The sequence below is a fragment of the uncultured Slackia sp. genome (assembly GCF_959608125.1).
In the GTDB taxonomy this organism is placed as follows: Bacteria; Actinomycetota; Coriobacteriia; order Coriobacteriales; family Eggerthellaceae; genus Slackia.
This window is the reverse complement of the sequence record NZ_CAUHPG010000003.1, coordinates 23,230-43,913: the sequence shown is the minus strand read 5'-3', so window position 1 is coordinate 43,913 and position 20,684 is coordinate 23,230. Positions and strand designations below refer to the sequence as shown.

18 protein-coding genes are annotated in these 20,684 nt (G+C 63.2%); 1 reads left to right on the top strand and 17 read right to left on the bottom strand.

The window, feature by feature from the left end:
- Positions 1-198 precede the first annotated feature (198 nt).
- From tatC to Q6E04_RS01635, 8 genes are all read right to left on the bottom strand, one after another.
- On the bottom strand, positions 199-1,050 hold the full coding sequence (gene tatC / locus Q6E04_RS01670; protein WP_303249098.1) for a twin-arginine translocase subunit TatC: 852 nt from the start codon (positions 1,048-1,050) through the stop codon (positions 199-201).
- Positions 1,050-1,694, bottom strand: coding sequence for a twin-arginine translocase TatA/TatE family subunit (locus Q6E04_RS01665; RefSeq protein ID WP_303249097.1), 645 nt, complete (start codon positions 1,692-1,694; stop codon positions 1,050-1,052). Before Q6E04_RS01665 ends, tatC begins: the two co-directional genes overlap by 1 nt.
- Positions 1,695-1,920: 226 nt before the next feature.
- Positions 1,921-2,595: a winged-helix domain-containing protein gene (locus tag Q6E04_RS01660; protein ID WP_303249096.1), complete on the bottom strand. Its 675-nt coding sequence runs from the start codon at positions 2,593-2,595 to the stop codon at positions 1,921-1,923.
- Positions 2,596-2,603: 8 nt separating this feature from the next.
- Positions 2,604-3,935, bottom strand: a complete 1,332-nt coding sequence (locus Q6E04_RS01655) for a glutamine synthetase family protein (RefSeq protein WP_303249095.1) — start codon at positions 3,933-3,935, stop codon at positions 2,604-2,606.
- Between the two features lie 113 nt (positions 3,936-4,048).
- Positions 4,049-4,777, bottom strand: coding sequence for a type 1 glutamine amidotransferase (locus Q6E04_RS01650; RefSeq protein ID WP_303249094.1), 729 nt, complete (start codon positions 4,775-4,777; stop codon positions 4,049-4,051).
- A gap of 2 nt (positions 4,778-4,779) precedes the next feature.
- Complete coding sequence (locus Q6E04_RS01645; RefSeq protein ID WP_303249093.1) at positions 4,780-6,138, bottom strand: Mur ligase family protein; 1,359 nt, start codon at positions 6,136-6,138, stop codon at positions 4,780-4,782.
- Positions 6,139-6,238: 100 nt separating this feature from the next.
- Positions 6,239-6,433, bottom strand: coding sequence for a CASC3 protein CASC3 (locus tag Q6E04_RS01640; RefSeq protein ID WP_303249092.1), 195 nt, complete (start codon positions 6,431-6,433; stop codon positions 6,239-6,241).
- Position 6,434: 1 nt separating this feature from the next.
- Positions 6,435-7,796: an amidohydrolase family protein gene (locus Q6E04_RS01635; protein ID WP_303249091.1), complete on the bottom strand. Its 1,362-nt coding sequence runs from the start codon at positions 7,794-7,796 to the stop codon at positions 6,435-6,437.
- A 123-nt stretch (positions 7,797-7,919) separates the two neighbouring features.
- Between Q6E04_RS01635 and Q6E04_RS01630 the strand changes: the two genes are divergently transcribed.
- A complete protein-coding gene (locus tag Q6E04_RS01630) occupies positions 7,920-8,777 on the top strand; it encodes a class I SAM-dependent methyltransferase (protein WP_303249090.1) in 858 nt (285 codons plus the stop codon).
- Between the two features lie 105 nt (positions 8,778-8,882).
- Here the strand turns inward: Q6E04_RS01630 and Q6E04_RS01625 are convergent, their stop codons facing one another.
- The 9 genes from Q6E04_RS01625 to Q6E04_RS01585 form a co-directional block, all read right to left on the bottom strand.
- Entirely contained in the window at positions 8,883-10,271 is a 1,389-nt protein-coding gene (locus Q6E04_RS01625; RefSeq protein ID WP_303249089.1) for an MFS transporter, read from the bottom strand.
- 6 nt (positions 10,272-10,277) lie between these two features.
- The gene (locus Q6E04_RS01620; RefSeq protein WP_303249088.1) at positions 10,278-11,729 is read right to left on the bottom strand and encodes a M20/M25/M40 family metallo-hydrolase; all 1,452 of its coding nucleotides are present in this window, start codon (positions 11,727-11,729) and stop codon (positions 10,278-10,280) included.
- Between the two features lie 421 nt (positions 11,730-12,150).
- Positions 12,151-13,830 carry an FAD-dependent oxidoreductase gene (locus Q6E04_RS01615; RefSeq protein WP_303249087.1) on the bottom strand — a complete coding sequence of 560 codons (1,680 nt, stop codon included), beginning with the start codon at positions 13,828-13,830 and terminating at the stop codon, positions 12,151-12,153.
- A gap of 231 nt (positions 13,831-14,061) precedes the next feature.
- Entirely contained in the window at positions 14,062-15,597 is a 1,536-nt protein-coding gene (locus Q6E04_RS01610) for a helix-turn-helix transcriptional regulator (RefSeq protein WP_303249086.1), read from the bottom strand.
- Positions 15,598-15,785: 188 nt separating this feature from the next.
- A complete protein-coding gene (locus tag Q6E04_RS01605; RefSeq protein WP_303249085.1) occupies positions 15,786-16,415 on the bottom strand; it encodes a TlpA disulfide reductase family protein in 630 nt (209 codons plus the stop codon).
- Between the two features lie 71 nt (positions 16,416-16,486).
- Positions 16,487-17,410 carry a 4Fe-4S binding protein gene (locus Q6E04_RS01600; protein ID WP_303249084.1) on the bottom strand — a complete coding sequence of 308 codons (924 nt, stop codon included), beginning with the start codon at positions 17,408-17,410 and terminating at the stop codon, positions 16,487-16,489.
- A gap of 4 nt (positions 17,411-17,414) precedes the next feature.
- Positions 17,415-17,612: a CD1871A family CXXC motif-containing protein gene (locus tag Q6E04_RS01595; RefSeq protein WP_303249083.1), complete on the bottom strand. Its 198-nt coding sequence runs from the start codon at positions 17,610-17,612 to the stop codon at positions 17,415-17,417.
- 126 nt (positions 17,613-17,738) lie between these two features.
- A complete protein-coding gene (gene purH, locus Q6E04_RS01590) occupies positions 17,739-19,325 on the bottom strand; it encodes a bifunctional phosphoribosylaminoimidazolecarboxamide formyltransferase/IMP cyclohydrolase (protein WP_303249082.1) in 1,587 nt (528 codons plus the stop codon).
- Between the two features lie 288 nt (positions 19,326-19,613).
- Entirely contained in the window at positions 19,614-20,594 is a 981-nt protein-coding gene (locus Q6E04_RS01585) for an XdhC family protein (RefSeq protein WP_303249081.1), read from the bottom strand.
- Positions 20,595-20,684: the final 90 nt, after the last annotated feature.

The following is a 20,684-nucleotide window of genomic DNA, read 5'->3' as shown; positions in this document are numbered from 1 at the left end:
CACAGCCTTATGCTCCCCTGCCGCTCACAAATCGGCAAACGGCCCCGTCGGCGAACGGCGCACCCGCAAACCCCGACATTCGACTCCTACCGACCTCGCCCATAAGCGCATTGGGGACATAAAAAGCGGACCCCCGTTCGGGAGTCCGCTCGGCATTCGTATGGTTAGCCCTATCGCTCGCGCTCAGGCACTCAAACCTTAGTCGTCGGCAAGACGCTTCTTGATGGCCTCTTTCTTCTGACCCCATTCCTCCTGCCATTCGGCCTCTTCGCGCGCTTCGCGATCGGCCTCTTCCTTCTGCTTCTTCACACGGTTGCCAAGCACCATGCGCGCCACCAGAAGGCTGACCTCGTACAGCATGAGCAACGCGGCGAACATCATGAGCATGGTGACAGGCGATGCGTCCAGCGTGACCATGGCGGAAATGACCATGAGCACAATATAGACGGTACGCCAGGAGTTGCGAAGCTTGGCGTACGGGATGATCTCGAACACGACCAGATAGAACACCACCAAAGGCAGCTCGAAAGCGAAACCGAACGCCAGCTCGAAGTTGATGATGACGTCGATCCATGCCTTGGCGTCGGGGAAGATGTTCGCGAAGCCGTTGGCCTGGTCGGTCAGCCACTGCACGGCCGGGTTCAGAATCAACGCGTAGCAGAACACCGTGCCGCCGATGAACAGCGCGACGCCCGCGGCGAACGTGGGAATGAACCACTTGCGCTCGTTAGGCTTAAGCGCAGGCAGGAAGAACGCCAGGATCTGCCACAAAATGATGGGCATGCAGGCGACGACCGACGTCCACAGCGCCACCTTGAAGCGGATGGTGAACGAGCCGAACACGTCGAAGACGTTCAGCGCGATAGCGCCCGTGGTGGGATCCTTCGGCAGGTAGTCATATACCGGCAGGCACATGAACTGGATGATCGTAGGGGTTGCCATGTAGAAAACGCACATGGCGATGAATAGGCTGACCACAATGCGGACAAGTCGCATGCGCAGCTCGCCCAGATGGTCGAAAAGGGGCATACGCGCCGGACCGATAGGCATTAGTTGTCCTCCTTCTTGGCAGAATCAGACGCCTCGGCGGCATCGTCGGACGCGGGGGCCGCCGCATCCTGGTTCTCGGTTTTCTTCACGATGGGCTTGGTGCCGAAGATTTCGTCGGCGAGGTCCTTGTCAGCAGCCTTTTTGGCCTCCTGCTGAGCCGCCACCTTTGCGGTAGCCTCCTTGCGAGCGCTCATGACCTCTTCGTGCACCTGGGTGGGAGTCTTCGCCGCGGCAACGACGGCGGCACCTGCCGCGCCAGCGGCGGCTGCTGCCTCATCGGACGCCTTCTTCTCGGCGGCGGCTGCAGCACGGACCTCTTTGGCCGCCTCGTTGGCAGCCTCGCGCTTCTTCTTGTCTTCGCGCTCTTTGTCGTACTTGGCCTTGCGGGAAGCGAAGGATTCCTTCTTCTCCACCTTCTGCTTGTTGTCCTTATCGATCGCATCGAGCGGATTTTTCACCGGCTTGTCGCTCATGGGATCGTAGATTTCGGTCTTGACGACCTTGTTCATCTCGTCCTGCGCGCTGCGGAACTTCTGCACAGCCATGCCGATGGTCTTGGCAAGCTGCGGCAGCTTGTCGGGGCCGAAGATCAAAAACCCGAACAGCAAGATGAGGAATAGTTCGAATCCACCTATACCGAACACAATCAACCTCTCAAACTCTCGTAGAATAACCCGCCTATCTTATCACACACGCGAGCGACGACCTGCACCAATGCGGCGCGGGTGCGGCGTCATTTTTTATCCGCGCCGACGCCACGGCGGCCCCATGATTTCGCCGCCTCCGCAAAAGCGTTCCATGATAGGCGTCGTGTCGAAGACCGCGTGCGACACATCGGCCTTCGTCGAGCGGCGCACGCTGCCCACGGCGCTAGTTAGACCACAGATACCCCGCGCCGCGCACGGTTTCGATATGCTGCGCCGCCTCGGGGCCCAGTTTGGCGCGCAGCCTTCGCACATGGACGTCCACCGTGCGGCTGCCGCCATAATAATCGAAGCCCCACACCTGCGAAAGCAACACCTCGCGCGAATAGGTGCGGCCCGGATGCGTGATCAGGAACGCCAACAGCGTGTATTCCATGAACGTCAGGTCGACCGGCTCGCCCGCCACCTTCACCTGATACGTCGCCAGGTTCACCGTGAGCGAGCCCACGTGCACGAAATCGGAATCGGACGTCATCTCACCCGGCCACAGAAGCCTTCTGCAGCGCAGCTTCACCTCTTCGTCTGTCGCGTACGCGCACGCGAAATCGGCGTTCACCTGCACGGGAAGGCGGACCGACGCCATGTTGTTCTCATCGAGCAACAGCAGAAGCGACGCATGCCCGCCGCGCGCCAAGGCCTCTTCCACCCCGGCGATATCGCAGCCGCCGTCCGTGGCGTCGATCACCAGCAGGTCGAACGATGCGCCGCGCATGGCGTCGAGCGCCTGATCGGGCGGCACCTTCAACGAACGCGCGTCCACGTCCATCGAAGCGAACAGCTGCGCGGCGCGTTCGGGAGTGATCACGCGACCGCATGAAACGATAACCGTTTTCGAATGCATGATGCCTCCTAAAGCATGGCCAGATAGCGGTCGATTTCCCACGACGTCACATGGGCGCGGTACTCTTCCCATTCGGCGCGTTTGGCGCGCACCAGGTAACCATGCACGGCGTCGCCGAGCACCTCGCGCATCAGATCGGATTCCTCGAAGGCATCGATCGCGCGGGACAGATCGCGCGGAAGCGGCTCGTAGCCCGCCGCGGCGACCTGTTCGTCGGACATGGCGAAAATGTCGCACGTCGCGGGCGCTTCGAGCGCCAGGCCTTCCTCGATGCCCTTCAGGCCCGCGGCGAGCGTCACCGCCAGCGTAAGATACGGGTTGGCGGCCGAATCGACGCTGCGGATCTCTACGCGCGTCGACGACCCTTTGCCTGGCTTATAGCGCGGCACGCGCACCATGGCCGAGCGGTTCGCCTGGCCCCACGTGGCGTACAGCGGCGCGCCCATGCCGTCGACGAAACGCTTGTACGAGTTCACATACTGATTGGTGACCAGGGCATATTCAGGCGCGTATTTCAAAAGGCCCGCGATATAGCATTTGCCGACAGGCGAAAGGCCCCAGCCTTGCGGGTCGTCGGCGTCGAAGAAAGCATTGCCGTCGCCATCGAACAACGACTGGTGCACGTGCATGGCGCTGCCCGGATGGTCCTCGAGAGGCTTGGGCATGAACGACGCGTGCATGCCGTGCGCCGAAGCCGCTTCCTTCACCACGTGGCGCGCCGTCACCACGGCGTCGGCCGCAGCCAAGGCGTCGCAGTAGCGCAAGTCGATTTCCTGCTGCGCGGGCGACGATTCATGATGGGAGTACTCCACCGACACGCCCATCTGCTCAAGGGTAAGCACCGTGTCGCGGCGCAGGTCGGCCGCATCGTCAAGCGGAGCAAGGTCGAAATAGCCGCCGCGATCGATCGGGTCGGGCGACGTGGCGCTCTTGAAGCAGAAGTATTCGACGGCGGTTCCCACGTTCACCGAATAGCCCATCGAAGCCGCCTTCTTCAGCATCTCCATCAGAATATGGCGCGAATCGGCGGGCGCAGGCGTGCCTTCGGGGGTGCGCAGGTCGCAGAACATGCGCGCCACGCCGTTGTTGCGTGGGCGCCAGGGCAGCGCCTGAAACGTCGAGGCGTCGGGATGCGCCAGCATATCGCTCTCGTTCAAGGAAGCAAGGCCCGCGATCGAGGACCCATCGAAGCCGATGCCCTCCTCGAATGCGGTGTCGATGTCCGAAGGCGTGATCGCGATGTTTTTCAGATTCCCGAATACGTCGACGAACCAGAGGCGCAAAAACCTGATATCGCGCTCCTCTATCTGCTTGACGACATACTGTTTGGTATCGATCATGGAGGCATCCTTTCGTATCGAAACACGCACGCATGCGCGGGAACGACAACGGCCGGCCCTCATGCGGACCGGCCGGAAACGCGTCGAAGAGCGTCGCGAAGGCCGGGCGCGTCCTACGAGACGCCGAGCCTTTGCGCCATGACGCGGTTGGCTTCGACTTCCACCGCGTCGTCGAGGGGCGCAAGCTCGCAGGATTCGCCCCTGCGATCGAGCGCCCGTGCCAGAAGATAATCGGCCACCTGGGGATTCTTCGGCAGAAGAGGGCCGTGCAGATAAGTTCCGATAAGGTTTCCCTGGTGCACGCCTTCAAAGCCGTCCTCGCCGTTGTTGCCGTGCGTGCCGCCCAGGACGCGCCCGAGCGGCTTGACGCCCGGGCCCAGCGTGGTGCGGCCGCCATGGTTTTCGAAACCGACGATAGGCATGGCGGCGATATCGCTTTCGATCACCGCATTGCCGATCAGGCGGCCCTGGCCACGCACGGTTTCCATATCGACGATGCCCAGGCCCTCGACGGATTCATCGCCCATGGTGTAACGGTGGCCGAGGAATTGGTAGCCTCCGCATACGGCAAGCAGAACGCCGGCGTCGGCCACGTACGAATGCAGCTCGGATTTGCGCGCGGCGATGGCGTCTTTGGCGATCATCTGCTCACGGTCGGCGCCGCCGCCGATGAACACGATGTCGGCATGGGAGAAATCCATCTCGTCGCCCATGCCCACCTCGGTCACCTGCACGGGAATGCCGCGCCACTCGCAGCGTCGGCGCAGCGCGATCACGTTGCCGCCGTCGCCGTACAGGTTCAAAAGCTCGGGGAACAGATGCACGATATTAAGAGGCTTCATGGCTACTCCCCTTCCTTGCGCGCGGAGCCATCGGCGGACGCCTTCTCGAGCGTTTCGAGCTCGCGGCGCAGCGGCGGCAGCGCGGTGTAGTTGGCGATCACGTACACTTTGCCGTCGGATTCTTCGGTGGCGGCAAGCACGTCCGCGGCGGTTTCGACAATCGTCGAATCGATGCCGGCATACTTCAAGCGCACCTGCATATCGTTGGCGCGCGAGCCGCCGACGAACGCCTTAAGGCCCTCGATCTGCGACCAACGCTCGAAATCGATGTCCCAGAACCACGACACGTCGCAGCCGTCCGCTTCTTCGTCGTTGACGAAAAGCGCCAACACGCGGCCGCCCTCGTTGAGGACGATGCGGATGTTCTGGTTGAAACCCGTCGGGTTTTTGGCAAGATTCGTCATCACGCTGCGCGTTCCCGGATGAAACGTCTGCAGGCGGCCGTTGGTGGGACGATACGCCTCGATGGCGCGCTGGAAACCTTCGAACGACACGATTTCGGACGCCTTGCTGAGCGCGTAGGCGGCCAGCGTGTTGTAGATCATATAGACGCCCGTTTGACCGGTCTGCACCGTGCGGCCGTCGATGTCGAAAGCGAGCGAACCGTCCAGCATGCGGACGTTTTCGGCCGCGAACGCCAGATCGGGGCGGGCCCAGCCGCACGACGGGCAGCGATACGCGCCCAGCTGGCCGTAATGCACATAATCGTATTCGAGCGCGGATCCGCACTTCTGGCAGAAACGGCTGTCGCTGATGCGGTCGGCGTCGAGGCCCATGTCGCATGCGATGCCGAAAGCCATGGAGCGATTGGGCATGCGGTCGGCGATGGCGGCGCACAGCGGGTCGTCGCCGTTGTAGAGGAACACCGTGTCGGGCGAGCCCTCGAGCGCCGCGGCGATCGCGCCCTGCACGTGCTCGATTTCGCCCACGCGGTCGAGCTGGTCGCGGAACAGGTTAAGCAGCAGGAAGAAGCGCGGCTTCACGCGCGGCACCACGTAGCGGGTATACATCTCATCGCATTCGAAGCACGAGACCGGCGTTTCCGACGATGCGCCCTCGGGCTTCACCAGAAACGCGGTGACAACGCCCGACTCCAGGTTATTGCCGTCACGGTTGCAGTACAGAGGACGGCCCGACGTGGCCAGGCAGTCGGCCGCGAGGTTCGTGGTGGTGGTCTTGCCGTTCGTGCCCGTGATCACCGCGATGTTTTGCGCCGACGCGGAAAGGTCGGCCAGCACGGCGGGAGCCGCCTTCATGGCTATGACGCCCGGCAGATTGCCTGCCGAACGGCGCATGAACGTCTCGCCCGCCCAGCGGGCGCTCTTGCCGAGGAATGCGGCAAACGAAGAACGGAATCCCATGGTTCCTCCTGCGGATATCTTTGCAAACTTCGCCATCATACGCGAAAAAACCCCGCGCCGTCGGGCTAGCGGGGTTTTCCGGAAATGCTCTAAACGAGCGTTAAGCGGCGCCGCCCATGGCCATGATCGCCACGGTGGGGATGCCGAGCGCCAGCACCAAGATCACGCACACCACCACGGTGAAGATCTTCCTGGTGCGCGCCGCATTCTCGCGGCGCCTCTTCTCGGCCTCTTCGCGCCTGCGCGCCGCCTCGACCTGCGCCGCGCGCTGCTTCGCCGTCATTTTCTGCGCCATGCTAATCTCTCAGCTTTCCACGAATATGAATGCCGCGGTGTGCCACCTCGGCGGGATCGACATTGATGTTCCAGTTGCTGCCGCGCTCGTAGCGCACGACGCCCTCGACCATGGTGAACACCACATCGGCCGCAGCGGCGCCGGTAACGACCGCCGTGACGGGATCGACCAGGGGCGTCTGGCGCGAACCGGAAAGATCGACCGCGATCACGTCGGCACGCTTGCCCGGCTCGAGGCTGCCTACCTCGTCGTCGATGCGCAGAGCGCGGGCGCCGCCGATTGTAGCGAGCTCGAGCATGGCCTGCGCCGTCAGGAAGTCGGAACGGTCGACCGCACGGTGAATCAACGTAGCCAAGCGCATCTCCGTGAACATATCGGAGGTGTCCGTCGCGGCAGGCGAATCGGTGCCGAGACCAACGCGGATGCCGGCCTGCAGGAAGCTCTGCAGAGGAGCCAGGCCCATGCCCAGCTGCGCATTGCAGCGCGTGCACACGGCGATGGCCACGTCGTATTCCTTCAGCTTGGCGATGTCGGCCTCGTCCACATGGACGCAATGCACGGCAAGCACGTTGTCTGCATGGAAAGCGCCCCAGTTCAACGCATAGTTGACCGGGGTGACGCCCGTGGGAAGCCACATAGGACGGTCGGTCAGGCTGTCGTTGCCCGCATCGATTCCGCGCACCGAAAGCGGCGTAGAGCCGTTTTTGATGTACTGGTACTCCTCGTAGCTGCCGGCCATATGCATGGCGACTGGAATACCCAGCTTGTCGGCGACCTCGTTCACACGCGCGAACACCGTGGGATGGCAGGCATGCAGCGCCTTCGGAGCGATGCCGATGCGCGTGATGGCGGGGTCGGAATCGGCCGCCCATTCCTGCACGTCCTTCACAGCCGCCTCGATCGCGGAGTCGACCTTCGCCTTTTCGGGAACGCCGACGCTGCGGTAAATCACAGAACGCAGGCCCAAATCGCGCGTCGCTTCGCGCGAAGCGCCCGTGTTCGTGAAGTCCGCCACCGTGGTGACGCCGCCCGAAAGCATTTCCATGCCGCCGAGCAACGCCGAATCGTAGCGGTCGTCGCGCGTCATCATGTCGGCCTTGGCATGCTCGTGAGCGAGCCATTCCGCGTACGGAACGTCATGGACGACGCCGCGCAGCACCGTGTATTCGAGATGCGTGTGGCAATCGATGAAACCCGGCATGATGGCGGCACGGCCGAAATCGCGCACCTCCTCTTCGGGATAGCGCGCTTTCATACGTTGGGCACCGCCTATTTCAACGATGCGCCCGTCGCGCACCAAGACCGCGCCATCATCGATCGGCGGTTGCGTGACGGGGATGATATGTTCTGCACACAAAAGCATGCGGACATAATAGCGCATCGGCTTTGGGCTATACTGGCAAGTCGCACAAAAAAGGGCGACGGCGCACGTTTGCCGCCGAAAACACAGATTCGAAAACCGTCCACCGTTTGCAAAGGCACCACCATGACTCAAAGCGCTCCTTCGACCGACACCGAACCCAAGACCTCCGGCGAGTATTTGCGCGCTTCGGCACGGGCGTCGGCCGAGAAATCGAGCGATGCGCAAGACATCCACGCCGGTCACACCGTGATCGACACGGCCACCGGCAGCGAAGCCGACGCCGTGGTGTCCGAGCAGCGCGTGCAGAAGATCTTCGGCGCCATCGCCAAGAAATACGACCGCTTCAACGCCGTTTCGAGCTTCGGCCTGTACAAGCGCTGGCTGCGCGCCACCGTGACGGCCGCCGGCCTGACGCCGCAATCCGACCTGCTCGACCTTGCAGGCGGCACGGGAGACGTCAGCTACACGGCCGCCAAGATCGATCCGCCGGCGCATATCCAGCTGACCGACTTCGTCCCCGAGATGCTCGACGTGGCGCGCGACCGCGCGCGCCAGGGCGCGACCTGCGGCGTTCCCACCGACTTCGACGTGGTCGACGCGCAGAACATCCCCTATGCCGACAACTCCTACGACGCGGTCACCATGGCCTACGGCATCCGCAACATCCCCGACCGCGAACAAGCGCTCGCCGAAACCTACCGCGTGCTGAAGCCGGGCGGCACCTTCGCCTGCCTCGAGTTCTCCACGCCGCCGAACGCCTTGTGGCGCGGCCTGTACCACATCTACCTCAAGCTCATGATTCCCTTCTGGGGCAAGGTGTTCACGGGCCAGACGAAAGGCTTCGTGTACCTGGCCGATTCTATCCGCGCCTTCCCCGACCAGGAAACGTATGCGGCCATGCTGCGAAAGGCCGGCTTCAAAGACGTCTCCTGGAAAAACTACGCGGGCGGCATCGTCGCCGTCCACACGGGCCGCAAATAACGCCGACCGCCGAACGATATCGAATACGAAAAGAGGGAGTCTGCCGCTTGATACGGCAGACTCCCTCTTCGTCTATGCGCGCTTTTGCGCAAGGACGCACGACCCTTACGCAGCCGTCACCTCGAAGCCTTCGGCATCGAGCTCGGGCGCGCCTTCGGCACGGCGTCGCTCCACCAGCTTGCGCGCGGCGGGAATGGACGCCAGAAGCGCCACGCCCATCAGCACCGACGCGACGCCCATCATGATCCACACGGGAACGAACGACAGGTACGCGTCGAACAGCAGGCCCGACGCCACCGAGCCGATGGCCGCGCCGAACAGCTCGAAAGCCGTCACGATACCGGTCACCGTGCCGAAATCCTTCTTGCCGTACTGCTTGGCGACAACGACGGGCGGCGCCACCGTTCCCATGCATGTGGCGAACGCGAAGAACACGCATGCCGCGATGGGACCCCAATCGGTGGCGGCGAAGCACAGCGCCACAGCGGCGGCCGTAGACGCGATGGTGCCGAGCGTCGTGCCGACCTTCAGGCCGAAACGGTCGTAGATCGCGCCGAGCGACACCTTGGCCACGATAACCAGACCCAAGTAGAACGACCACACGGCACCCGCCCACATGACGGAATGGCCGCCCGTGACAACCTCGACGCCGTCCACCGTGACCGACGTCATGTTGGCCACCGCATTGGTGATGAATGCGCCGTTGGCGATACCCATCATGACGAAGCCGAACACGAGCGCCCAAAAGCCGGCGTTCTTGCGCAGCACGGCCCAGCCCACCGAAACGGTGACGGGAGCATCGGGCGAACGGTCGGCCTTGGCCTCTTCGGCAAGACCCGCGCCATAGGGCGCAAGGCCCTTATCGCTCGGACGCGTCGCGAAGGCCGCCAGTGTGACGGGCAGGGCCGCCGCCAGACAGATGACCGCGAGCACCACGAACGCCGTACGCCAGCCGTACGAAGCGATGACCGCGCTCGTAATGGGAGACAAAATCACGCCGCCCACGCCCGAGCCCGAAAGGGCGATCGAAACCGCAAGTCCGCGCTTGAGCGTGAACCAGTTCGAGATGATCACCGACACGAGCAGGCGCGTGCCCGCGACCACCACCATGCCGGCGATGATGCACAGCACGTAGAGTTGCCATACTTCCTGGATCATGGACAGGCCCACAAGGGCAACGGCGCTCGTCACGATGGTGAAGGCGCCTATGGCGCGTGCCGGATACCGGTCGGTCAGACGCCCGATGACGAGCGACGCGAACACCGCGACCACCGTGCACAGCGACACACCGGTGTTGAACTGTCCCACCGCGATTCCCAAGTCGCGCACGATATGGGTCTGGAACAGCGGGATGCAGTTCACGAACGCCGTATAGCAGGTCGCCATGATCAGCAGGCCGCCGATGACCACCCACCAACCGAAGAAGAAGCCCCCTTTGCGCGTGGTCGCCGCCTCGGCCTTCGCCGCAGGCGTTTCGTTGCGATTATCAACCATGGGGCCTCACTTTCCCAGCATGTCCAGATGGCGGATGAATTCGATGTAGAAACCGACGCCGCGCTTGTATGCGTCAACGTCGAGATTCTCGTCCTGGCCGTGGATGCGCATACGCTGGTCGCCGCGGAACAGGATGCCCGCGAAGCGGTACGTACGCGGGCAGACGCGCGCGAAGTGGCGGGCGTCGCTGCAGCTCGTCTGCACGTAGGGGGCGATGCCCGCTTCGGGATAGACGCTATGCACGATGCGACGCAAGTAGTCGAAGGCGGGGTCGCCGTCGAAGGGAGAGACGGGCGAAGGCTCGCACACCTCGTCCAGCTCGTAGGTAGTCTGGTCGTCGAAGCGCTCCTTGATGCGGTCGAGCGCGATAGCGACCGATTCGCTCGGGTCGATGCGCACGTTCACCGTGCCCTTCGCCTTCTTGGGAATGACGTTATGGGCACGCGAGCCTTCGAGCTGCGTGAGCGCGTAGGTGGTGCGCACCATGGCGGCCGTCTCGGAGCTGCCCTTCATGATTTTCACCACGAGCGGACGGAACAGCCACAGGTTGCCGAACACCAGGCGCAAGCCGAAGCCGCCACGGGCGGCGAGCTCTTTGAGCATCGCAGCCACGGGTTCGCTCAACGCGGCGCGCGGCGGGTTTTTCTGCAGGTCGTCGAGGCCGGAGACAAGCTTGGCCGTCGCGTCGCCCAGCGAAGGCGTGGAGGCGTGGCCGCCCGATGCCGACGTTTCGATATAGGCGTCGAAAATGCCCTTCTCGGCCACGCCGATCGCGGCGAATTCGCCTTGCACACCCAGCGGCGGGTTGTCGATGACCGCGCCGCCTTCGTCAAGCACCATGTAGGGAACGCGGCCGATTTCCTTGAGATGCTCCACCATATGCGGAGCGGTGTCTCCGCCGTCTTCCTCGGTGTTCGACGAGAAGAAGTACACGTCGCGCGGCGGCACGTAGCCTTCGCCGACCAGCGTGTCGGCGGCCTCCATGAGCGCCGCCCAGATGCACTTGGTGTCGACCGCGCCGCGGGCGTAGATCTTGCCATCCTCGATATCGGCCGCGAACGGGTCATGCGTCCAACCCGCAGGGTCGGCCTCGACCACGTCGTGATGCGCCATGAGCACGATCGGCGCGAGCTCGCGGTTTTCGCCCTTCCACAGAAGCGAGATGCCGTAGGTGTCGATCATTTCAAGCTCGCAGGCCTCGAAGACGCGCGGGTACAGGCCGCGCAGCTTCGGCACGAATTCGTCGAACGCCGTGTGGTCGGCATCGGGGTCGGCCGCAGCCCAGACCGTCTTGCTGCGCAGGATTTCGCGGAAGCGCTCCACCGCCTCGTCGGACCCCATGACGTCGCTCTGCGGCAACGGATCGCTTACCGGCGTCGGCTTCAGCCGCATGGCATTCACCGTCAACACAATGGCCAGCACAACGATCAGGGCCACTATCACGGCAAGCACGAGCATGCCCATCCCCTCCTTCCGACACCGGCGAACGGCCGTCCTTCGGCACGGTTCGAGCTCGGCGTCTCGTTTTTCGGTGTACGGACGGCGATTATAGCGCGACGGACCGAAGGGACGGCGAACGGTCGATTCGTCCCGCTAACGGCGCCTTCCGAACGCACGTCCTTCCATATGCGGAAGAAATCGGCGCGATCCGCGCCGCCTTCGCCTTGCTCGCGACAAGCAAAAAGGCCCGCTCGATGCGGGCCTTTTCCAGGAGGGGCGCTTCGCGGGCCGTATGCGTCCCGCGAAGCGTCATATCAGGATGAAACCATCCTTGAAGAATTCGACCGGCCGATCGCCCTGTGGGGAAGAGGGAGGAGACGCATGCGCGCCTTAAGGGCGAAAGGCCGGCGAATCGCTCGGATTATCGCTGTTGCGAAAACTACGCCTTCACGTCCTCATAGACGCCGGCGAGCTGCTCGCCGAGGCATTTGCCTTCGACCAGGCAGCGGCCGTGGCTGTTGCCCTGGACGTTGATCGGGTAATCGTATGCGTACATATCGCCCGAGCAGTTTCCAATGGCATACGGGCCCTCGATCGGATTGTTCTCGGCATCGAGAACCTCGAAGTTGTCGGAGATATGGATGCCGCCGACCACCGCGAGCAAGCCGGGAGCGACCCTGGTGGCATAGAAGGGGCCCTGCTTGATCGGGAAGAGGAAGTGGGATTCCTTGTAGAAGTCGACATCCTCGCCGGCTTCGCACAGCTCGTTATAGCGCTCGATCGTGGCCTTGGCCGTCGCCGCATCTACGTCGAGCTGGCTCAAGAGCTCCTCAAGCGTGTCGGCCTTCTTGTAATTCTCGGGATCGTCCGTCACGCCCTTTTCGACCGAAGCCGCATGGGAAGCGGACGCATCGGCGTAAGAGGAGCCGACCGGACGGAAGCTGTCCCAGAACATGCCGCCGCCATGCTCGAGGCTCGCCGTGTTGTCGGCCTCGAAGTTCGCGTCGAAAATCGACCAGCAGTGGTCGTAGCCGCCGTTGACCATGGTGCCGACGCACTTGCCCTGAACCCAGGTGGCTTCGTTCATGAAGCGCTTGCCGTCAGGATTGACGAACAGGAAGGGGCCGTGGAACATGGCCGCCGCCTGAGGATGCATCATCGTGGGCCACGGACCGTCCTGGAAAGCGCCGCCGACCCATGCGGCCATATTGTGGCCGTCGCCGACGTTGCCCTGGTCGGAGCACAGACGTTTCGCGACCTTGTTGGCGATGGGGGCGAACGCATCGATGTATTCGTCGTTGTAGCTCACGTCGCCCGTCGCAAGCACGACGCCCTTGGAGGCGTTGTACTGCACGTAGCCGTTGTCGGTCTCGCAGATCGCGCCCGTCACCTTGCCGGAGTCGTCCTGGACGAGCTGCACGGCAGGGCTGTTGTATACGAGCTCGAAATTGCCCGTCTCTTCAGCCTTGGCGATGAACAGGTATTCGATGTAGTTGGCGATGGAAAGATTGTCATTGGTGGTCTGGCCGCCGGAGATCATGTGATAGCAGTCGGCCTCGGGATGCACGGCGGAACGGGAACCGACCGTCACCATGCACTTCGCGCCATCGGACTCGGCCACGTCGAGCAGCCAGTTCATGCAGCGCTCGGACTCGCGGAACCACTTGCCCACGAGCGATTCGCGGCAACGGCCGCCGCATGTGGAGACCCAGCGCTCCATTTCGAGCGACTTGTCGAGTTTGATGCCCATCTCGTCGAGCACGCGGGAGCCCACGGCGCCCGTGCCGCCGACGCCGTGGCCGTTAGGAACGTTGTCCTTCTCGACCAGCGTGACCTTCGTGCCGTTTTCCGCGGCATTGAGCGCGCAGCAAGTTCCGGAATATCCGGCGCCGATCACCAAGACTTCCGTATCGATCGTCTCGGCGATGTCGGTAATGGGTTCAGGCTTGACTTCCCACGTATGCTTGCCCGCTTCTTCCGTCGCCCCCGCCTTGGCCTCATCGGATCCGCCGGAAGACGGCGCGCAACCGAACATGCCCATCGCGGCGACGCCTGCGGCGCCGAATGCGGCCCCCTTCAGAAGGCTGCGGCGAGAAACGCCCTTGGATTGTTCGCTCATGATTCCCTCCTCGTTGTTCATGGCACTGCGCTCTTTCGTCGAACGCATAGCCGAACCTTACGGCAGGAGGGCCCATCACACACCACATGAAGTATGTCGTTTTACAAAATGCCAGTTCAAAAGGACAACCAACCCATCATGAAGTAGGCAGCGGATACCGCGCGGCCCATTCGGAGCACAACCCGCCCGCAGCTTGAAAGCCGTAAAGCCGCGCCGGACGGCGACCCTTCGTCAGCCTAGAAGATCGATCAATTCCTGCTTCGAATGCACCGAAAGCTTGCGATAGATGTTCTTGGTGTGTCCGCGTACGGTGTTTTCGGAAATGAACAGCTTGCGCGCGATTGCGGGAACGGTATTGCCATGAAGAAGCAAGTCGGTCACCTCTTGCTCGCGTTGGCTCAGCGGATCAACAAGCGCCAACGCGTCGAGCCGTTCGTCCAACGACAGCCGAGGCGCACGTTCGTCGGCCATCTCAGGCAACGCGCCGAACGCGCCCGCCGCGGCCTTGTCGCTCGAATCCGACGCTTCGGGAACACGCGCCGCTGCGGCTTCCGAAAGCCCGTCCGCATCGCCGCCCTCCGTCGACCGGCGACGAAGCCGTGCGGCATCGGGGTCGAGATAGGCGGTGGCGGCCTTTCGCCTGCTTCTCCCGAACGATACGAAGAACATCACGATGGAAAGTCCGTATACGCACATGAACAACACGTCCACTACGAAGGTGAAATCGTAGAAGGCGCTTCGATTGAGCACCGCGCCCGCCGCATCGCCCAGCAAAAGCGAAGCGAGCGTCGGCCCGACGCACAACGCATACACTATGGTCGAATTCGTTTCGTTTCGACTCGCATAAACCGCGCAGGTGATCAACAGCAGCAGATTCACCACTTCGAAACCGAACATCAGAAATCCCGGCAGCACGAACATCCACTGCTGCCCGAGAAGCGTCGGAAGCAAGAAAACGCCCGTAACGACAGGGAAAAGAACCTGATAGAACGCAAGCACGTCGAATCCGTGCTCTGAGAACAGCTCGAAGAGCGTGACCGCGAGAACGGCCATTCCCATGCCGCCCATCAAAAGGAGGAACGACCCGTCGTCAGACGGCGCAGGGCTTCCGACGAGCCGCCACACGAAGCCGAGAGCGCATACGCAGAACACGGGTTTTCCCATATCCCGAAACAGGGACCTGCGACGGTCGCGGGAAAACGGCACCGTATCGTAGGGTTCGATCTCGTCAAGGCTGCGGCACAGGCACAGCGTCGCAAGAGCAGGCAGCACGATAACCGAGCAGACGACCGACCAAATGGCGGGAAGCGCAGCCACGATAAGGCACAACACCACCGAAAACGCCGCCGATATGGGAATGTAGATAGCGGTGCGCGACGCGCCCTCCGAAGCATAGAAGCTCTGCCACATGACGAACATCAAACCCGACGAGCAGCCGACCAGGACGGCTGCTATAAGCACTGCGGCAAGGGAATACTGGCCGAAGAAAAAAGCCAGGTAGAACAATAGCGAACCCGCAGCGAGCAGAACGCCCGCCGCCGCGGCATGAGCGTGCGCATACCGCTCGCGACGGCGCAAGGCATACGCAGTCAACGCCAGCGTGATGATGACCGCCGCTTGCTTGCAGAACGAATACGCCTCGTAGCCGCCCGCCAACTCCTCGGAAGAATTCGTCAGGGCGGCGAACGTGGTAGCCCAGAAAAACGCGAATCCCAGATGATGCCATCGCAGGCCGGACATCAACGACCGCGCACGCTTAACCGACACGGATCCCCTCCCTTATGCCTTTTCGCGCGATTCCTTCATCCCCCACGCGCCGTCTATCGTCACCACGCCTTCGCCGTCGCCCGAGCGAGTCCGTGCGGACAAAACCGCCCGAAACGAAGCGATCGGACGAGCGCACGAAAACGATCCGCCCGACCGACGCCTTGGGCCGCCTTCCATACAAGCGGACCTTATGCCGCAGCGGCCTTCTTCACGGCCTCTTCGAACTTGGAATACATATCGGGCCCGGAGCCGGCGAAGATTTCGGCCACAGTGCCCTGAGAATCGATCACCACGGTATAAGGAATGCCGCTCGTGGGATAGGCGCGCTGCGCGGCGAAATCAAGATCGAGCGTCCATGTGAAATCGTAATCGTGTTGCGCGACGAAATCGGACACCGGCGCCTCTTCCTCTCCGCAGTTCACCAGCACCACGTTGATGTCGGGGTAATTCTCCTTGACCTTCTGCAAATCAGGCATCTCCTTGATGCAGTACGGGCACCACGTGGCCCAGAAACTCAGAATAGTGACGCCGCCCTGAAAGTCGGAAACGTTTTTCTGCGAACCGTCGAGAAGCGTGAGCGGCGCATCGGGGGCCGGATGACCTTCGGCGGCTCCACGCATTTTCGTGGAATCGATAGCCGTCTGGCCGCCCTGCCGTGCCTCGGGCACGGCGGCTTCTTCGGACTGGCAGCCCATCAACGGAACGCCCGCCAGCGTGCATGCGACCGCCGCGCCCGCCAGCAGGCGCGCCGTGCGGCGGCCGCGGCCCTTGGCGCCGCCGCCCGTGACGGGCATATCGACAATGTGGGATTTCGTCATAGGAACCTCCGTCATCCTTTTGGTATAGCGACCGCCTCATGGCAGCCGTCAGGCGCCGAAGCGGCGCTGTCCTAGAGCCGCTCGCCTTGATCGGACGAAGCGTTTTCCGCAGGTGCAGACGCATCATCGGGCGCATCGAGACGCTTCGACCCGGGCAGCGACACGCTGAAGCGGATGGCCCCATGGGCGCAGGCCTTCTTGCATTCGCCGCATTCGATGCATTCGCGATCGCCCACGTGCCTCACGTCCATGCGACACGCTTCCACGCAGGCGTTGCAACCGGTGCATGCGTTCTGGTCGACCACGTAGCGAAGCGCACAGAACCGGTTGAAAAATCCGTACAGCGCCCCCAACGGACACAGAAAGCGGCAGAACGGGCGATACACCGCCATGGCGCCGAACACGATTGCCGCCAGCACGAAGGTCTTCCATCCGAACAGCATGCCGACCACGGACTGCAACTCGGGCGACGTGGAAACGAGCGCCGCGCCCGCCAGGGTTCCCGCCGGGCAGACGTAGCTGCAAAACAGCGGCGATTCTATGCCGTCGATCGCCAACGTGGCCATCGGGCCCACGATGACGAGCGCCAGCATGACGTATTTCAGCAGGCCCAGACGGCGGCTCCATGCGCCCTTGCGCACCTGGGGAATATGCAGCAGACGGCCGAGCTTGTCGACCATATCCTGGATGAACCCGAAAGGGCACGCCCATCCGCAGATCGTGCGGCCGAACAACGCGCCGAACGCGAGCAGGCATCCCGCCACGTAGAAAGGAAGCTTGAGCGACGATGCGCCGAGCGCCTGCTGAAGCGCGCCGATCGGGCAGGCGCCCACGGCCCCCGGGCACGAATAGCAATGCAGACCGGGAACGCAGACGGCCTTGGAGGGCGCGCGGTCCACCGAAAGCGTCGCGATGCCTTGGAAATCGAGATTGTAAAGAAGCGCTGTGAGCAACTGGATGAAGTGGCGCTTCGTGCGCGTGAGGAAATCCTTCATGGCCCTACCCTATGCCGATGCATTCGTAGCAGATAAGCGAAGCCTTGCGCCACACGTCGAGCGCATCGCCCTGCATAACGCCGAGCGCGATGAGCGCGGCCGCCAACACGAGCACGATCGCCCACGCAGGCACGCGCGACCTGCGCTTCGAAGGCGAAGCGGCGGAATCGTTTCGAGGGCGCTGTTCGTTGATCGTAGCCATGCGCCGCATTGTAGCATGCGCCGCGGCCCCTGCGCGGCCGAACGGCACTGCCGCATACGCAAGAAGGCGACCCGAAGGCCGCCTTCTCGAACATGGCGCGGAATCGACCCTTGCGGGCCTTGAACTCTAGTGGCGGAAGTGGCGATGGCCGGTGAAGACCATGGCGATGCCGTGCTCGTCGCACGCCTGGATGACTTCCTCGTCGCGCACGGAGCCGCCGGGCTGGATGATGGCGGTCACGCCGTAGCCGGCCAGCTGGTCCACGCCGTCGCGGAACGGGAAGAAGGCGTCGGAGGCGGCCATCAGGCCGTCGGCCGACATGCCCATGCGCTCGCAGGCCTCATGGGCGCGCTCGCACGCCAGCTTCGCAGAGTCGACGCGGTTCGGCTGGCCGGGGCCCATGCCGATGCCCGCACGATTCTTGGAAACCAAGATGGCGTTGGACTTGACGCCCTTGCAGACCTTCCAGGCGAACATGAGCTCGTCCATCTCGGCCTCGGTGGGCTTGCGCTTGGTGGGAACGGTGAAGTCCTCGGGCTTCTCGTTCACGCGGTCGAAGACCTGGGCGAGCATGCCGCCGTCGACCGAACGGAACTCGATCGCGGCCGGTGCGTCGACGCCGCCGGTGCGCAGGACGCGCAGGTTCTTCTTCTGCTGCAGCAGCTCGAGGGCGGCAGGCTCGTAGGAAGGCGCAATCAGCACCTCGACGAACTGCTTGTTCTCGTTGATGTGCTCGACCATGGCAAGAGACACCTCGACGTTGGCCGCGATGATGCCGCCGAACGCGCTCTTCGGGTCGCATGCGAAGGCCTTGTCGTAAGCCTCCTCCACCGTGGCGGCGGTAGCGGAACCGCAGGGGTTCTGGTGCTTCAGGATGACGACCGCCGGGTCGGCGAACTCGCGAGCGATGGCCCAGCAAGCGTCGGTGTCGAGGATGTTGTTGTACGAGAGCTCTTTGCCGTTGAGCTGCTCGGCGTTGACCAGGGAGTGCTCGGTGGCGAACTCGGGCATGCGGTAGTACATGGCGGCCTGGTGCGGGTTCTCGCCGTAGCGCAGGTCCTGCTGCTTCACCAGGTAAAGGTCGCGCTGCGCGGGATGCAGCTCGGCCTGCTCGCCCAGCTGGCCGCCCAACCAACGGGCGATCGCGCCGTCGTAGGCGTTGGTGGTCTGGAACACCTTGAGGGCAAGGGCCACGCGGGTCTCGCGGGTGGTGGCGCCGTCGTTGGCGCGCATCTCCTCGAGGATGGCGTCATAGCGCTCGGGCTCGGTGACCACGGCGACGCTCTCGAAGTTCTTAGCGGCGGAACGCAGCATGGAGGGGCCGCCGATGTCGATGTTCTCGATGCAGGTGCCGAAATCGGCACCGGACTCGACGGTCTTCTCGAAGGCGTAGAGGTTGACGACCACCATGTCGATCATGCCGATGCCGTGCTCTTCGGCCTGGCGCATATGCTCGGCATTGTCGCGCTTGGCAAGAAGGCCGCCGTGCACCTTGGGGTGCAGGGTCTTCACGCGACCGTCCATCATCTCGGGGAACCCGGTCAAGTCGTCGATCGGACGCACGGGCACGCCGGCGGCCTCGATGACTTTGGCGGTGCCGCCCGTGGAGACGATTTCGACGCCGAACTCTTCATGAAGCGCGCGGGCGAATTCCACGATGCCGGTTTTATCGGTGACCGACATGAGCGCTCGTTTGACCTGAGGATTGCTCATCCTGCTCTTTCCTTCCTGCTAGGCCAGCCATTATCGAATGGCCTTATAGTAACGCCACCCGCGCCCTATGCCTGCGGCAAGCGGCATCGTTCGGCGAATCGCCACGAATCGACCCATTATGTCGTGTGCCGGAAACCTTCGACCGCCTACCGGCTGTAGGACCCGCCAGACGCGCATGGAAAAAGCCGCAACCCCTCGGAGCTGCGGCTTGCGAATGCCCCCGACGACCGAGGTCGAGGAGCGAAAATTCCCCATGTGAAAAACTCCGCACGCAGGAAACGATGCATCCTACCAAAGGCCGTTGTCGTGCTTGTCGCGCGCCTCCTGGCTGTAGCGCTGCCTGTAGCGCACGTCCACCAGCTCGGCCACGATCGAGATGGCCAGCTCGGCAGGCGTCTTCGCACCGAACTTCAGGCCGATCGGGCGCTTGACGGCCTCCCACTGCTCCTCGGTCATGCCGGCGTCCAGGCACAGGTCGTGCACGCGGCTGTTTTTGCCCTTGCAGCCCATCATGCCCACGTAATGCACGCCCTGTTCGCTTGCCCACACGCAGCCCTCGGGGTCATGCATGTGACCGCGCGTGACCACGCACACGTAATCGGCCGGGTCGGCCTTCATGCCGGCAAGCTCGTCGAACGAACCGATCAGAGTGCGCTTCGCGTCGGGGAAGCGCTCTTCGTTGAGGAAGGATGCGTCGTCGTCGACCACTTCCACGACGAAGCCCACATGGCGGGCCAGAACGGCAGTCTCGACCGCCACGTCGGAAGCGCCGAGCAGCCACACCTTCACCGGGTCGAACAGCGCGACCGACGTCCACGTAAGGCCGTCGAACTGGTCGTTATGCATGGAGGGACCGCGGGTGACGTCCTTCATCTGGAAGAAGTCGCGGGCGGAATATTCGCGAGCCGCCACCGCCTCTTTGGCGTCGTTGCAGAAGAACACCAGGTCGCGGCCGTCAGCACTGCCCACGTCGCCGTACTTCTTCGTGACTTCGTTATCGACGTTGGCAACCGCCGCATCGGCGTCTTCGACCACCTTGAAGCCGATCCAGGCAAGGTCGTGCTCGTCGATGGCGCGGGCCGCACGCTCGAACACGCAGGCGTCCTCGGCCGTCAGCGCGGCTGAAATACGCGCCAGCGCCTCGGGGGACGTGCGCTTGTCGGCCTCGGCGGCCTCGGCGGAAAAGCACGGGAAGTCGTCGACGGAGAGCTCGACGGAGCGCCCCGCGCGCAGGTCGGCCGCGATGGCAAGGAGCGTTTCTTTACGCATGTCTGGTTCCTTTCATGTGAATCACCCGCTGTGAAAGCATGCCCGCTCGACGGCGCGGCAAGCCCCCTTCGCACAACGGACCCCCGAAAA